14 protein-coding genes are annotated in these 14,891 nt (G+C 60.8%); 4 read left to right on the top strand and 10 right to left on the bottom strand.

Annotation, left to right across the window (positions count from 1 at the left end):
* Positions 1 to 77 precede the first annotated feature (77 nt).
* From Q0562_RS03010 to Q0562_RS02995, 4 genes are all read left to right on the top strand, one after another.
* Entirely contained in the window at positions 78 to 1,610 is a 1,533-nt protein-coding gene (locus Q0562_RS03010) for a Re/Si-specific NAD(P)(+) transhydrogenase subunit alpha (RefSeq protein WP_298641393.1), read from the top strand.
* A gap of 11 nt (positions 1,611 to 1,621) precedes the next feature.
* Positions 1,622 to 3,088 (top strand): NAD(P)(+) transhydrogenase (Re/Si-specific) subunit beta, encoded by a 1,467-nt coding sequence (locus Q0562_RS03005; RefSeq protein WP_298640963.1) that lies wholly within the window; start codon positions 1,622 to 1,624, stop codon positions 3,086 to 3,088.
* A 179-nt stretch (positions 3,089 to 3,267) separates the two neighbouring features.
* Positions 3,268 to 4,158 (top strand): ABC transporter ATP-binding protein, encoded by an 891-nt coding sequence (locus Q0562_RS03000; protein WP_298640961.1) that lies wholly within the window; start codon positions 3,268 to 3,270, stop codon positions 4,156 to 4,158.
* An 18-nt stretch (positions 4,159 to 4,176) separates the two neighbouring features.
* Positions 4,177 to 4,995, top strand: coding sequence for an ABC transporter permease subunit (locus Q0562_RS02995; protein WP_298640958.1), 819 nt, complete (start codon positions 4,177 to 4,179; stop codon positions 4,993 to 4,995).
* A gap of 188 nt (positions 4,996 to 5,183) precedes the next feature.
* Here the strand turns inward: Q0562_RS02995 and rseP are convergent, their stop codons facing one another.
* From rseP to miaB, 10 genes are all read right to left on the bottom strand, one after another.
* Positions 5,184 to 6,551: an RIP metalloprotease RseP gene (gene rseP / locus Q0562_RS02990; RefSeq protein WP_298640955.1), complete on the bottom strand. Its 1,368-nt coding sequence runs from the start codon at positions 6,549 to 6,551 to the stop codon at positions 5,184 to 5,186.
* A 3-nt stretch (positions 6,552 to 6,554) separates the two neighbouring features.
* Positions 6,555 to 7,421 carry a CDP-archaeol synthase gene (locus Q0562_RS02985; protein ID WP_298640952.1) on the bottom strand — a complete coding sequence of 289 codons (867 nt, stop codon included), beginning with the start codon at positions 7,419 to 7,421 and terminating at the stop codon, positions 6,555 to 6,557.
* Positions 7,414 to 8,133: a polyprenyl diphosphate synthase gene (gene uppS / locus Q0562_RS02980; RefSeq protein WP_298640950.1), complete on the bottom strand. Its 720-nt coding sequence runs from the start codon at positions 8,131 to 8,133 to the stop codon at positions 7,414 to 7,416. The genes Q0562_RS02985 and uppS overlap by 8 nt, the downstream gene beginning before the upstream one ends.
* Positions 8,133 to 8,690 carry a ribosome recycling factor gene (frr, locus tag Q0562_RS02975; protein ID WP_298640948.1) on the bottom strand — a complete coding sequence of 186 codons (558 nt, stop codon included), beginning with the start codon at positions 8,688 to 8,690 and terminating at the stop codon, positions 8,133 to 8,135. Before frr ends, uppS begins: the two co-directional genes overlap by 1 nt.
* Before the next feature lie 10 nt (positions 8,691 to 8,700).
* Positions 8,701 to 9,429 (bottom strand): UMP kinase, encoded by a 729-nt coding sequence (pyrH, locus tag Q0562_RS02970; RefSeq protein ID WP_298640946.1) that lies wholly within the window; start codon positions 9,427 to 9,429, stop codon positions 8,701 to 8,703.
* A 295-nt stretch (positions 9,430 to 9,724) separates the two neighbouring features.
* Complete coding sequence (locus Q0562_RS02965) at positions 9,725 to 10,957, bottom strand: transferrin-binding protein-like solute binding protein (RefSeq protein ID WP_298640944.1); 1,233 nt, start codon at positions 10,955 to 10,957, stop codon at positions 9,725 to 9,727.
* A gap of 130 nt (positions 10,958 to 11,087) precedes the next feature.
* A complete protein-coding gene (locus Q0562_RS02960; protein WP_298640942.1) occupies positions 11,088 to 11,972 on the bottom strand; it encodes a DUF808 domain-containing protein in 885 nt (294 codons plus the stop codon).
* Entirely contained in the window at positions 11,972 to 12,448 is a 477-nt protein-coding gene (gene ybeY, locus Q0562_RS02955) for an rRNA maturation RNase YbeY (RefSeq protein ID WP_298640939.1), read from the bottom strand. Before ybeY ends, Q0562_RS02960 begins: the two co-directional genes overlap by 1 nt.
* The gene (locus tag Q0562_RS02950) at positions 12,445 to 13,425 is read right to left on the bottom strand and encodes a PhoH family protein (protein WP_298640935.1); all 981 of its coding nucleotides are present in this window, start codon (positions 13,423 to 13,425) and stop codon (positions 12,445 to 12,447) included. Before Q0562_RS02950 ends, ybeY begins: the two co-directional genes overlap by 4 nt.
* 2 nt (positions 13,426 to 13,427) lie before the next feature.
* Positions 13,428 to 14,798: a tRNA (N6-isopentenyl adenosine(37)-C2)-methylthiotransferase MiaB gene (miaB, locus tag Q0562_RS02945; protein WP_298640933.1), complete on the bottom strand. Its 1,371-nt coding sequence runs from the start codon at positions 14,796 to 14,798 to the stop codon at positions 13,428 to 13,430.
* Positions 14,799 to 14,891 lie beyond the last annotated feature (93 nt).

Below are 14,891 nucleotides of genomic sequence, written 5' to 3'. Positions count from 1 at the left end.
TTTCCCTGTTTGTTTGATATGATAAGCGGCGTCCGGCGCTGAGTCGGTGTTTTTTGTTTTTTTATGAGGATGCGATGATGAATATTGGTATTCCGAAGGAATCTCTCGCCGGTGAGACCCGCGTCGCCTGTACGCCTGCAACGGTTACGCAGTTGCAGAAGCTGGGTTTTGCCGTGGTGGTCGAGCGTGGCGCGGGCGCCGGGGCATCTTTGGCCGATGAAGCGTATGCCGCCGCCGGGGCGACGCTCGCCGATGCCGCCACCGTCTGGCAGTGCCCACTGATTTACAAGGTCAACGCGCCGACGGAGGCAGAGGTTTCCCGCTTGTCCGCCGGGCAAACGCTGGTCAGCTTCCTTTGGCCCGCGCAGAATCCCGATCTGGTGCAGAAACTGGCCGACAAGAAGGTCAATGTGCTGGCGATGGACATGGTGCCGCGTATTTCCCGCGCGCAGGCGCTGGACGCGCTTTCTTCGATGGCCAACATCAGCGGTTATCGTGCGGTGATTGAGGCGGCGAACGCGTTTGGCCGCTTCTTCACCGGGCAGATTACCGCCGCCGGGAAGGTGCCGCCCGCGCAGGTGCTGATTATCGGTGCCGGTGTCGCCGGGCTTGCCGCGATTGGCACGGCCAATTCGCTGGGTGCGATCGTCAAAGCGTTCGATACGCGGCTGGAAGTCGCCGAGCAGATTGAATCGATGGGCGGCAAGTTCCTGAAACTCGATTTTCCGCAGGAAGCGGGCGGCAGCGGCGACGGCTACGCCAAAGTGATGAGTGACGAGTTCATCGCCGCCGAGATGAAGCTCTTTGCCGAGCAAGCGAAAGAGGTGGACATCATCATCACCACCGCCGCCATTCCCGGCAAACCCGCGCCGAAGCTGATTACAAAGGAAATGGTCGCCAGCATGAAGCCGGGTTCGGTCATCGTCGATCTGGCAGCCGCGACCGGCGGCAACTGCGAGGTCACCAAGCCAGGCGAGTTGTTCATCACCGATAACGGCGTGAAAGTCATCGGCTTCACCGATATGGCCAACCGTCTCGCCGGCCAGTCTTCACAGCTTTACGCCACCAACCTCGTCAACCTTGCCAAACTGCTCTCACCGAATAAAGACGGCGAAATCACCCTCGACTTCGACGACGTCATCATCCGCAATATGACCGTCTGCAAAGACGGCAGCATCACCTTCCCGCCACCGCCGATTCAGGTTTCCGCCGCGCCGCAGCAGGCGAAAGCTGCCGCACCGGTGCAGGAAGAAGCGAAGCCGACGCCGTTCTGGAAGAAACTCGCGCCCGCCGTCATCGGTGCCGCGCTGATCCTCTGGGTGGGTGCCGTCGCGCCCGCTGCCTTCCTCAACCACTTCATTGTCTTCGTCCTCGCCTGCGTCATCGGTTACTACGTCGTCTGGAACGTCAGCCACTCGCTGCACACCCCGCTGATGTCAGTCACCAACGCCATCTCCGGCATCATCGTCGTCGGCGCGCTGCTGCAAATCGGCCAGGGCAACGGCTTCGTCTCAACACTCGCGTTCATCGCAGTGCTGATTGCCAGCATCAACATCTTCGGCGGCTTCTACGTCACCCGCCGTATGCTCAACATGTTCCGTAAAGGCTAAGGGGGTCATCTATGTCTCACGGACTCGTCACAGCGGCCTACATCGTCGCCGCTATCTTCTTCATCTTCTCGCTCGCGGGCCTCTCCCGTCAGGAAAGCGCGAAAAACGGCAATGTCTTCGGCATCATCGGCATGGCCATCGCGCTCATCGCCACCATCTATGCCGACGGCACCAAAGGCTTCGGCTACATCATCGTCGCCATGCTCATCGGTGCCGCCATCGGCATCCAGAAAGCGCGCAAAGTCGAAATGACGCAAATGCCGGAACTCATCGCATTGCTGCACAGCTTCGTCGGCCTCGCCGCCGTGCTGGTCGGCATCAGCAGCTTCGCCGCGCCGGGCAACGTGCCGGAAGATATGCACACCATCCACCTCATCGAGGTGTTCGTCGGCATCTTCATCGGCGCCGTCACCTTCACCGGCTCGCTCGTCGCCTTCGGCAAGCTGAACGGCAAAATCAGCAGCAAACCGCTGCAACTGCCGCACAAGCACAAGCTGAACCTCACCGCCCTTGTCATCTCGCTCATCCTGCTCTTCGTCTTCCTGAAAAGCAGCCATGCACCTGCCACCGAAACCCTCTACCGCATGGTGGACGGCCAGCCCGTCGCCGCGCTGGTGCGCCCGGTCAGCACCCAGGCGATGATGATCTTCGCCCTCGCCGCCATGACCCTCATCGCCCTCGCCTTCGGCTGGCACCTCGTCGCCTCCATCGGCGGTGCGGACATGCCCGTCGTCGTCTCCATGCTCAACTCCTACTCCGGCTGGGCGGCGGCAGCGGCAGGCTTCATGCTCTCGAACGACCTGCTCATCGTCACCGGCGCGCTGGTCGGTTCCAGTGGTGCCATCCTCTCCTACATTATGTGCAAGGCGATGAACCGCTCCTTCATCTCCGTCATCGCGGGCGGCTTCGGCACGGACGGCTCGGCAGCGGCAGACGGCGGTGAAATCGGAGAATACCGCGAACTGCAACCAACGGATGTCGCCGATATGCTGAAAAACGCGCACAGCGTCATCATCACCCCCGGCTACGGCATGGCCGTCGCGCAAGCGCAATATCCGGTGGCGGAAATCACTGAACTGCTGCGCAAACAGGGCGTGAACGTGCGCTTCGGCATCCACCCCGTCGCCGGTCGCCTGCCGGGGCACATGAACGTGCTGCTCGCCGAAGCGAAAGTGCCGTACGACATCGTGCTGGAAATGGACGAAATCAACGACGACTTCCCGGATACCGACGTCGTCCTCGTCATCGGCGCGAACGACACCGTCAACCCCGCCGCGCAAACCGACCCGCACAGCCCGATTGCCGGCATGCCCGTGCTCGAAGTGTGGAAAGCGGCCAACGTCGTTATCTTCAAACGCTCGATGAACACCGGCTACGCCGGCGTACAAAACCCGCTGTTCTTCAACGAAAACAGCTATATGTGCTTCGGCGACGCCAAAGCGACCGTGGACGCCATCCTCGCTGCCCTGCGCGGTTGAGCGGCATCGCCCCGCTTCCCCCTGCCGACCGGCAGGGGGAATTTCTTTACCTGTTGTCGGCCCGTAATGATGCTGCTTGACGAACTCAGGTTTTACGCCGCTTGACGAGGCCAGTAACCATACCGCTTGACGAACGTAGATACCTATACCAACCAACACACTACTCAAAAGGAACCCGCATGAGCGCACTCCTCACTGCCAGCCAACTCAGCAAAACCTTCGGCAGCTTCACCGCCGTGAACAACGTGGACATCCACATTGACGCAGGCGAAATGATCGCCCTTGCCGGACACAACGGTGCCGGCAAATCCACCCTGATGAAAATGCTGCTCGGCCTGCTCACGCCGACAAGCGGCAGCATCAGCATCAACGGCCACGCCGCCGCCAGCCTCGCCGCGCGGCAAATCATCGGCTACCTGCCGGAAACCGTCGCCCTCTATCCAAACATGACCGGTTTTGAAACGCTGGACTTCTTCGCCGACCTCAAACACGTCAGCCGCGAGCGCAACCGCGAATTGCTTACCCGCGTCGGCATTATCGAAGCGGCGAAAAAACGCGTCGGTACCTATTCCAAAGGGATGCGGCAGCGCCTCGCCCTCGCGCAAGCCCTGCTCGGCCAGCCGAGAATCCTGCTGCTGGACGAACCGACCACCGGCCTTGACCCCGCCTCGCGTGCCGATTTCTACCGCATCCTCGACGAACTGCGCGCACTGGGCACCGCCATCCTCCTTTCCTCGCACGCGCTCGCCGAACTTGCCGACCAGGCCGACCGCATCGTCATCATGAAAAGCGGCGTGAAAACCGCCGACGGCAGCCTGCATGAATTGCGCCGCGATGCCGGATTGCCGACCCGCCTGCGCGCCTGGTTCGACGCCACCGTCAGCCTGCCCGCGCCGTGGCAGCAAGAAGGCGACGGCTGGGTCTGCGCTTGCCGCGAAGCGGATAAAGTCGCGCGTCTCGGCGAACTGTGGCAAGCGGGACAGCCAACAAACATCGATATCCTCCCGCCTGCACTGGATGACCTCTACGCCCACTTCCTGCGTCGCGAAGAAAACGCGACAGCCGCCTGAACCATCACAAGGAAACCCATGAAAACCATCCTCACCCTCGCCCGCAAAGAATTCAAAGACGGCCTGCGCAACCGCTGGGTACTCGCCATCGCCCTGCTGCTTACCGCCTTCGCCCTCTCGCTCGCCTTCCTCGGCAGCGCGCCGGCGGGCGAAACCAAAGCGAGCCCGCTCGCCGTTACCGTGGTCAGCCTCGCCACGCTGAACATCTACCTCATCCCGCTCATCGCCCTGCTGCTTTCCTACGACGCCGTCATCGGCGAAATCGAGCGTGGCACCATGGCGCTTGTCCTCACCTATCCGCTGGCGCGCTGGCACATCATCACCGGCAAATTCCTCGGCCAGAGTGCCATCCTCGCCATCGCCATCGCCATCGGATACAGCGTGGCGGGTCTTGCCATCGCCCTGCTGCACAAGAAAACCGGCTTCGCTTGGGCGGTGTGGCAGCCCTACCTGAAAATGACCGCCACCACCCTGCTGCTCGGCATGGTCTTCCTCGCCATCGGTTACGTCCTTTCGGCGCTTGCCCGGCAACGCGGCAGCGCGGCGGGCATGGCCATCGGCGTGTGGCTCTTCTTCGTGCTGCTTTACGACTTCGCCCTGCTCGGCGCGCTCATTGCCGACAAAGGCGGCAAATACCTCGGTGCCCAAACCCTGAATGCGCTGCTGCTCGCCAACCCCGGCGACGTGTACCGCCTCTACAACCTGAGCGACAATGTGGCGAGCGGCCTCGGTGCGCAAAACGGCATCGCGGGCGGCGTGCTGCTCACCGCCCTCTTGCTGTGGATCGCCGCGCCGCTGGCGCTGGGGATGTTGCTGTTCAAGCGGAAGACGTTGTGATACCAATCCCGGGAAATATAGTCGTCTCAAACAGAAACGATACGGTCAGGCTCGCCGCCTTCTCTCATCCCGTTTGAGAAACGACTATAAAACGGGGCTTGCAGGGCGGGGCCCAGCCCACCATCAATATCGCTACGGCGGGCTGAACCCGCCTTGCGGATGTGTTTGGATTTGTTGAGACCTGTGTGTTACCGGATGAGGTATTTCCACAGGTCTTTAAGGACGACGAAGGCCATCAGCGCGTACACCAGTGAGGCGCCGAAGCGCAGTGCCCATTTCATCGTCCGTGCGGACAGCGGTTTGCCGCGCACGGTTTCCAGCGCGTAGAAGAGCATATGCCCGCCGTCCAGGAGCGGCACAGGCAGCAGGTTGATTGCCGCCAGCGACAGGCTGACGACGCCGAGGAAGTTCAGGAAGATGTCCCAGCCGTAGAGCAGTGTCCGCCCCGCTGCGTCGCCGATGGTGATGGGGCCGCCGATGTTGTCGAGCGAGACTTTGCCCGCGAACATTCTGCCGAACATGTTGTAGGTCAGGCGGGTGTAATAGACGACTTTGCCCCAGCCGTGTTGCAGCGATTGCCAGAGGCCGTAGCGCTCGACGGCGACGTAGGCGGAGACGTCCGCCCGCTGCCATTTGAGGCCGAGGTAGCCGTGTTTGTTTGCTTTGTCGTCGGGGCGCGCGCCGAGGATACCGTGCAGGGTGTGTTCGCCGTCGCCGCGTTTGACGGTGATATGCACGGCGTCGCCCGGTTTGCCGGCGGCGATGGTGCGGCCGATGCGGATGAGGTCGATGGCTTTGCCATCCAGCGCGATGATCTGGTCGCCTTTTTCGATGCCCATCGCGGCAGCCGGGCTGCCCGGCATGACTTCCGCCACGGTCGCGGGCAGCCATTCGTCCACGAGGTAGAGGCCGGTCGCTTCGTCCATTTTCAGTTCGTCGCCTTTTTGCAGGCCGCTGAGGTCGAGGCGCAGGGCTTCTTCTTGCCCTGCTCGTTCGATGACGATGGTGATGTCGGCGCGGCGCGGTGCGCCGACCAGGGCGACATGCGCGTCGCTGCCGAGTTTGACGTCTTTGCCTTCCACGGCGCGAATCAGGTCGCCGACGTGTAATCCGGCGCGGGCGGCGGAGCTGTCCGGTGCGATGTAGGCGACTTCCGGGCGCAGTCCCTGCACGCCGAAGAGGTAGAGCGCAGCGAAGATGAGCACGGCAAAGAGCAGGTTGACGGCAGGACCGGCAAACGCAATCAGGAAGCGCTGCCAGGCTTTTTTCGCGGCAAAGGTGTGGTGTTTTTCCGCCTCGCTGACCGCTTCGCCGTCGCTTTCGCCGAGCATTTGCACATAGCCGCCGAGCGGTATCCAGGCGAGGGTGTAGAGGGTGCCGTCTTTTTTGCCGCGCCATTTGAGCAGCGGGCGGCCGAAGCCGAGCGAGAAGCGGAGGATTTTGACATCGAAGCAGCGCGCCATCTGGAAGTGGCCCCATTCGTGGATGGTAACGAGGATGCCGATGGTGATGGCGAAGCCGAGGATGCCCCAGAGGATGGGTATGAGATAGGTCATGGGTTATGCGGGGAGGTTTTGCAGCAGGAGTTCGGCGTAGAGGAAGCCCGCCGCCCACAGCACCATCGCCGAGAGCCAGCTGTCAATGCGGTCGAGGATGCCGCCGTGGCCGGGCAGGATGTTGCTGCTGTCCTTGATGCCGGCGCGGCGTTTGAGCACGCTTTCCCACAGGTCGCCGATGACGGCGTAGATGACGACCAGCACGGTCAGCGGCAGGAAATGGCGCAGCGGCAGCGGCAGTTGCACGCACAGCGCCAGCACCACCGCTGCCAGCATCGCGGCGACGAAGCCGCCGATGAAGCCTTCCACGGTTTTCTTCGGGCTGATGTGTGCGGCGAGTTTGCGTTTGCCGTAGTAGCGGCCGGCAAAGTAGGCGCCGATGTCGCTGCACCAGACGATGATGAAGAGGCCGAGCAGCCCGCCGCCGCCGATTTTTATGCGGATGGCGACGGTCGCCCAGACGAAGGCGAGCAGCATGACGGAACCGACGACGCTGAGGACGCTGTCCGAGAGGTTGAGGCGCTGGTCGCGGGCATAGCGGTAAAGGGCGTAGGGGACGAGGAACAACCACAGCAGCCCGGCGATAACCAGGAACCAGAACAGCAGGGCGGTGTGTTGCACGTTGCAGTTCGCTTCCAGCACCAGCAGGCCGAGGAAGGCGAAGGCGGCGTTCATCAGGGCAAACCGCCACTGGCGGCGCGTTTCCCAGCGCAGCAGGTTGCCCCATTCGCGCGCAGCAAGCGCTATCAGCGCCAGCCAGAAGGCGTTGAACCAGAAGGTGTCGGCGTAGAGGTTGACCCAAAAGAAGAGCGGGGCGATGACCAGCACGGTCAGTATTCGGTAAAGCAGCATAGTTGTAATCTCAGACATGCGACAGGGCACCGAAGCGGCGGTCGCGGTGGTGATAGGCGGCAAAGGCCGCGTCCAGTTGTGCCTCGCCGAAATCCGGCCAGAGCACATCGGTGAACCATAATTCGGCGTAAGCGAGTTCCCACAGGTGGAAATTGCTCAGGCGCATCTCGCCGCTGCTGCGGATCAAAAGATCGACGGGCGGCAAATCGGGCATCGGGCGGTGGGCGGTGAAAGCGTCTTCATCCAGCGCGGCGGGCGCGGTAACGCCTGCGGCGGCAGCCTGCATCAGGCGGCGCGCGGTTTCGACCAGCGCCCAGCGCCCGCTGTAATTGATGGCCAGCACCACATCCATGCGCGAACAGGCGGCGGTTTGCGCTTCCGCCGCGTCAATCGCCTCGCAAAGCGAAGCGGAAAGCGGCAGGCGGTCGCCCAGCACGCGCAGGCGGATGTCGTTGCGCTGCATCTTCGCCGCTTCCTCGCGCAGCGCTGCCTCAATCAGCTCCATCAGCACCTTCACTTCGTGCGGCGGCCGCCGCCAGTTTTCCGTGCTGAACGCATACAGGCTGAGCGTTTTCACCCCGCGCCGCGCGCAGGCGGTAACGACGCGATCCACCGCCTGCCGCCCCGCCTTGTGCCCAAACGCACGCGGGCGCAGATGTTGCTGCGCCCAGCGGCCGTTGCCGTCCATGATGATGGCAACATGGGCAGGCGGGGGAAACGCGGCCGCCATCAGACCTCCATCAATTCCTTTTCCTTGTCCGCCAGAACCTTGTCCACCTGTTCGACATACTTGTCGGTCAGCTTCTGGATTTCCGTTTCGGCGCGGCGTTCATCATCCTCGGAAGCCTGTTTGTCATTCACCAGCTGCTTGACGCCCTGCAACGCATCGCGGCGCACATTGCGGATGGCGACCTTCGCCTGCTCGCCCTCGCCGCGCACAATCTTCACCAAATCCTTGCGGCGTTCCTCGGTGAGCGGCGGCAGATTGATATGAAGCGTCTGCCCGGCGGTATTCGGGGTCAGCCCCAAATCCGAATTGATGATGGCCTTCTCGATGACATTGACCATATTGCGCTCCCACACCTGGATGCTCAGGCTGCGGTGATCGGTCACGGCAATATTCGCCGCCTGCGACAGCGGCACCATCGAACCGTAATACTCGACCTGCACATGATCCAGCAGGCTCGCATTGGCGCGGCCGGTGCGGATCTTGCTCAACTCATGTTCCAGCGACTTGACGGATTTCTCCATCCGCACACCGGCGTCCTTAAAAATACCTTGCAACATAAAAGCTCCATTAAGCGTGAATCACTGTGCCGACGCCGTCATCAAACACGGCGCGGACAATCTCATCGGGTTTGGTCATATTGAATACCACCAGCGGCATGTCATTGTCGCGGCACATCACCACGGAAGTCGCGTCCATCACATTCAAATTGTCGGCAAGCACCTGACGATAGCTGAGGTCGTCGTATTTTACCGCATCGGCAAAACGCTTAGGGTCTTTGGAATAGACGCCATCGACCTTCGTCGCCTTGAACATCGCATCCACTTCCAGCTCGACCGCGCGCAGACTGGCGGCGCTGTCGGTGGTGAAAAACGGGTTGCCGGTGCCGGCGGCACAAATCACCACCCTGCCCTTTTCCAGGTGACGAATGGCACGGCGGCGGATAAACGGTTCGCAGACCTGGTCGATAATCAGCGCCGACATCACCCGCACCGGCACCTCGATCTGCTCCAGCGCATCCTGAATGGCGAGCGCATTCATCAGCGTGGCGAGCATGCCCATATGATCACCCGTGACCCGCTCCATACCGAGGGCGGCGAGCTGTGCGCCCCGGAACAGATTGCCGCCGCCGACAACAATGGCAACCTCCACCCCCGCCTCGGCGAGCTGGCGGATCTCCCCGGCGATACGGCGCACCACATTGGCATCCAGCCCGAAAGCCTGCTCGCCCAGCAGCGCCTCGCCGCTCATCTTCAACAGAATTCTTTTATATTTAGGGGACTTATTGACTGTATTCATGTGAGTTCTCCGACGTTAAAACCGCCGCGCATTATAGACGCGGAGACGGCGGACACGACAAACCGCCGATGATGCCAAGACCAAAAGAATCTGCCGCAGGGCAGGTGGCCGCCCGTCGTAGCGGTATTGATGGCGGAATAAAGTCCGCCCTGCGAACTATGCTTTATTTCTTGGGATTGGGATTACGCCGCCCGGTGACAGAATGGATACCGCAAGCATGGCGGGAAAAGCTTCCGGCGGCAGCATGAAAAAAGGCGGGGAGAACCCGCCTTTTTTTGTGGTTGGATGATGCAGATTAGCGCTTTGCACCAAAGCCGCCCACATATTGCACAGCCGAGCCGTCGCTCGCCGTTCCCTGCAAACCGAAGATACCGCCGACTTCATCAGCATTCGGGCCATAAAAGCGGCCTTGCCATTTCCCTGCGAGGCCTTCGGCAGTGCGAATATCACCTTGGAAATCGCTGGTCTTGGCTGCCCAGGAAGCGGAGCCGCTCAGATTGAAATTGGGCTTATCTTCAATCACATGATCCGCGCCCTCAAAGGTATGCAACTGCGACGCCTCGGTCGTTTCATAGCTGATATTGCGCTTGCCGAAATCGGCGTGCAGCTTGTTCAGCGCCGTGATCTGGTTGCCGTTGTAATAGCCGTGACTAATGCCGTTGTACTCGGCAGAACCGGTTGTCGGCATTTCGCTCGGCATGGTTTGCCTGCCGATGCTTTGATAGCCGACGAAGGCATCACGCGAGCGATCCAGGAAGCCGTTATTGGCACTGCCAAAGAAGTAGCCGAAGGTTTGGTAACTCCAGCCGGCTGCGGCAGGACTGCGGAAATAGGCGCTTAAATAACCGTTCGGATTGGCTACCCCGTTTGCGACCGGTGCAAAAAGCAGAATATCGTTAAATCTGCGGTCAATCGTGCCGCCATAATCCCGCAAGACACCGTTTTCACGTTTCTTGGTGATCTTGTTGGTACCGGCATCACGGGGGAAATCATTGGGTGGAACCGTATTCCAGTCAACCGTTCCATAATCCACAACGTAATGCCATTTGTTGTTTACATCCCGCATAACGATGGGGTCATTTTTGTTGCTATCGCTGCCGCCGCTGCCGCCGCTGCCGCTGCCGCCGCTGCCGCCGTTGTTATCACTACCTTTATTGCTATCCTTAGGATCACATCCACCCGGTTTTTTGGAACAGGTCGTAATTTCACTCACGACGCCGGGCTGGTTAAAACGGACATCATCGGCAGTATCGATAATTTTATTGTCATTGTTATCAACAGAAGAAACGGTCGGAGAATTCTGCTGACCCTGGCCATCTATCGCAACCAGAAATTTATCAATTGTGGGATCCGTCTTGTCAATCACTTTCGGTGCCGTGCCGGTATTGTTCTGGGTCTGGTTCTGATTCTGGGGCAGGTTGCGCGGGTCGTTCGGCGAGAAGGTGCCGGAGCCGCCGCCGCAGGCGGACAGTAATGCGATGCTGAGGACGGACAGCATCCATTGCGGTTTCAGGGTTTTCCGTTGCATAGGTACTCCATAGAGGTTGGTTAAGGAAAAACTATTAACTTACGTTAAGGTGGATAATCATACATGATCGTAATGGAAAAGCAAGCGTTTTGGCAGTGGTACCACAAGCGCGTTGTATAAATGCGACTTTTCAGCGCCGGCGCAGTTTTTGTCCGCCTGCGACGGCAAGATAGGCGGCGAGTCCGACCACGCTGCCGACGGCGACGGAGAATGCGGCATCAATGCACCAGGCGGTGAAGCCGCTTGTGCCCTGCATCCAGTGCCGGGCGAGGTGGTGCAGGGCATGGATGTTTTCGACCCAGAGGTGGCCGCCGACGATGAACATCGCCGCCGTGCCCGCCACGGACAGGGCTTTGAGCAGTCTTGGCGCAAACCACAGTAGCGCCCGCCCCGCCGTTTGCAGGGTTCGACCGGCGGTGTTGGTCCAGTACAGGCCGAGGTCGTCAATTTTCACGATGAGGGCGACAACGCCATAGACGGCGGCGGTGAGCACAAGAGCGACAATGCTGAGGCCGAGGATTTGCGTGATGAGCGGTTTGCCGACGAAACTTGCCAGCGCGATGACGATGATTTCGATGGAGAGGATGAAGTCGGTGCGGATGGCGCTGCGGATTTTTTCTTGTTCTTGCTGTCCGGGGGTGAGGGTACTGTCTGCCTGCGAAGGGGCGGCTTTGTCATGGTGGTGCAGCAGGCGATGCAGGATTTTTTCCACGCCTTCGTAGCAGAGGTAGGCGCCGCCGATCATGAGGATGAGCGGCACGGCGGCAGGCAGGAAGGCGCTGAGGAGGAAGGCGATGGGGACGATGATGGCTTTGTTGCGCAGCGAGCCTTTGGCGACGGCCCAGATGATGGGCAGTTCGCGGCTGGCGTGCAGGCCGGTGAGCTGGTTGGCGTTCAGCGCGAGGTCGTCGCCGAGGACGCCGGCGGTTTTCTTGGTGGCGACTTTGGTCATCGCCGCCACGTCGTCGAGGATGCTCGCCACGTCATCCAGCAGGGCAAAGAAGCCGCCGGCCATCAGGCTTCTCCAGCCGGCGCGTAGGGGTCGGGGTAGCCGAGGCGGGCGAGGATGTCGCGTTCGGTGTTTTCCATTTTTTCGGCCTCATCGTCTTCGATGTGGTCGTAGCCCAACAGGTGCAGGAAGCCGTGGATGGTGATGTGTGCCCAGTGTGCTTCAGCACTTTTTTTCTGTGCTTTGGCTTCGCGGTTGACCACGGCGGCGGCGATGACGACGTCGCCGAGGAGGCGCGGTTCTTCGGGCAGGTCCCAGTCGCAGGGGAAGGAGAGGACGTTGGTCGGCGCGTCTTTGCCCCGGTAGTCGCGGTTGAGTTCCTGCATTTCGTCGTCATCGACGAGGCGGACGGTGAGTTCCAGCGCCTCTTCAAGAGCGAGGGTTTCGTAAGCGGTGTCCAGCCAGCGTTGCAGGCGTTTTTCGCTGGGGAAGCGTTCGTCGTTGCCGAGTTCTTCGGTCTGGTAGTCGATGGTGAGGGTCATGGGCTGTTTTCCGGTTGGTCCGCAGCGGCGTAGGCTTCGACGATGCGCTGCACCAATGGGTGTCGCACCACGTCTTGCGCCACGAAGCGGGTGAAGGAGATGCCTTCGACGTTTTCCAGGATGCGTGCGGCGTGTTTGAGGCCGCTGGTCGTACCTTTCGGCAGGTCGATTTGCGTGGTATCGCCGGTGATAACGGCAGTCGAGCCGAAGCCGAGGCGGGTCAGGAACATTTTCATTTGTTCGACGGTGGTGTTCTGCGCTTCGTCGAGGATGATGAAGGCGTCGTTCAGGGTGCGGCCGCGCATGAAGGCAAGCGGGGCGATTTCGATGACACCGCGCTCCATCAGTTTGGCGACGCGCTCACCACCGAGCATATCGTTCAGCGCGTCGTAGAGCGGACGCAGGTAGGGATCGACTTTCTGTGTCATGTCGCCCGGCAGGAAGCCGAGACGTTCGCCCGCTTCAACAGCGGGGCGGACAAGGACAAGTTTGCGCACTTTGTCTTCGGCGAGGTACGACACGGCGGCGGCGACGGCGAGATAGGTTTTGCCCGTGCCCGCCGGGCCAATGCCGAAGTTCACCGCGTTGTCGAAGATGCGACGCAGGTAGCGGCGCTGGTTGCTGCCGCGCCCGCTGATGGTGCCGCGCCGTGTCTCGATGCGGATATCCTGGCCTTCGCCACGCGCAGCGATTTCGCCGGACAGCGTCGCACCGGCATCACGCAGGGCGAGGTGGACATCGTCCTGGTTGAGCACGCCGCCGCCGGTCTGACCGTAGAGATGTTCGATGACGAATCGCGCCTGGGCGCAGCGGCCTTCATCGCCGCTGATCTGGAAGAGGTGGCCGCGATTCTCGACGCGCACGTGCAGTTGTTCTTCGATCAGGCGCAGGTGGGCGTTCAGCTGCCCGACCAGTTCGCCAAGGCGGCTGTGGTCTTGCGGGCTGAGTTGGAAAGCGAGAGTGTAATGATCAGACATAATCAGGCGGTGTAACGGCGCGGCGCGGGCTGGGCTTCGGCTTCCAGCAGGCGGCCACGCAGGGAATTCTTATAAGCAGCGGTGATATGAACCTTGGCGAAGCGGCCAATCAGGCTTGCCGGTGCCTGGAAGTTGACGACGCGGTTGTTCTCGGTGCGGCCGCAGACTTCGTTCTTGCTTTTCTTCGAGAGGCCATCCACCAGCACCCATTGCTCACTGCCGACCATATCGGCGGAAATCTGCGCCGCCATCTGCAAAATGCGCGCCTGCAAGCGGGCAAGGCGGGCTTTCTTCACGTCCATCGGGATGCGGTCGGGCATGGCGGCAGCGGGCGTGCCGGGGCGCGGGCTGTAAATAAAGCTGAACGACGTGTCGTAGAACACATCCTCAATCAGCTGCATCGTCGCCTCAAAGTCTTCGTCTTCCTCGCCGGGGAAACCGACGATGAAATCCGAGGAAAAGCTGATATTCGGGCGGATTTCCCGCAGCCGTGCCAGCTTCTCCTTGTATTCCGCTGCCTTGTGACCGCGCTTCATCAAAGTCAGTATCTTGTCCGAACCGCTTTGCACCGGCAGATGCAAATGGCTGACGAGCTGCGGCACGCGGCGGTACACCTCAATCAAATTGTCCGTAAATTCCACCGGATGCGATGTGGTGAAACGGACGCGGTCAATACCGTCAATCGCGGCGACATACTCAATCAACAGCGCCAAATCGGCAGTATCGCCGTCGAACATTGCGCCGCGATAGGCGTTCACATTCTGGCCGAGCAGATTGATTTCGCGCACACCCTGGGCGGCGAGCGCGGCACATTCGGCAATCACATCATCAAACGGGCGGCTCACCTCCTCGCCGCGCGTATAAGGCACAACGCAGAACGTGCAATACTTCGAGCAGCCTTCCATCACCGAGACAAACGCCGTCGGCCCTTCCGCGCGTGGCTCCGGCAGATGGTCAAACTTCTCGATTTCCGGAAACGACACATCAACCACCCCGCCGCGCTTCTCCTGCGCCTCGCTAATCAGATTCGGCAGGCGGTGCAACGTCTGCGGCCCGAAGACCACATCCACCGCCGGGGCGCGGCGACGCAATTCCTCGCCCTCCTGCGAGGCGACGCAACCGCCGACCGCGATAATCACGTGCGGCTTGGCATCTTTCAGCGGCTTCCAGCGGCCAATCTGCGAAAAGACCTTCTCCTGCGCCTTCTCGCGGATCGAACAAGTGTTGAGCAAAAGAATATCGGCTTCTTCCGGCGTCGCGACCGGCGTAATCCCGTGCGAGATCTTGAGCACGGCGAGCATTTTCGACGAGTCGTACTCGTTCATCTGGCAGCCGTAAGTTTCAATATAGACGTGTTTCAGTAATGGCTTCATATAGATAGCGATGAAGAAAAAACGGCGGGCATTATATACCGCTTGGCGACGTGTCCTGTGGTTTCGCCGCTTGGCGACGTGTCCTGTGGTTTC

Source organism: uncultured Cardiobacterium sp. (assembly GCF_938028825.1).
Classification (GTDB): Bacteria; Pseudomonadota; Gammaproteobacteria; order Cardiobacteriales; family Cardiobacteriaceae; genus Cardiobacterium.
This window is presented reverse-complemented; position numbering and strand designations above follow the sequence as displayed.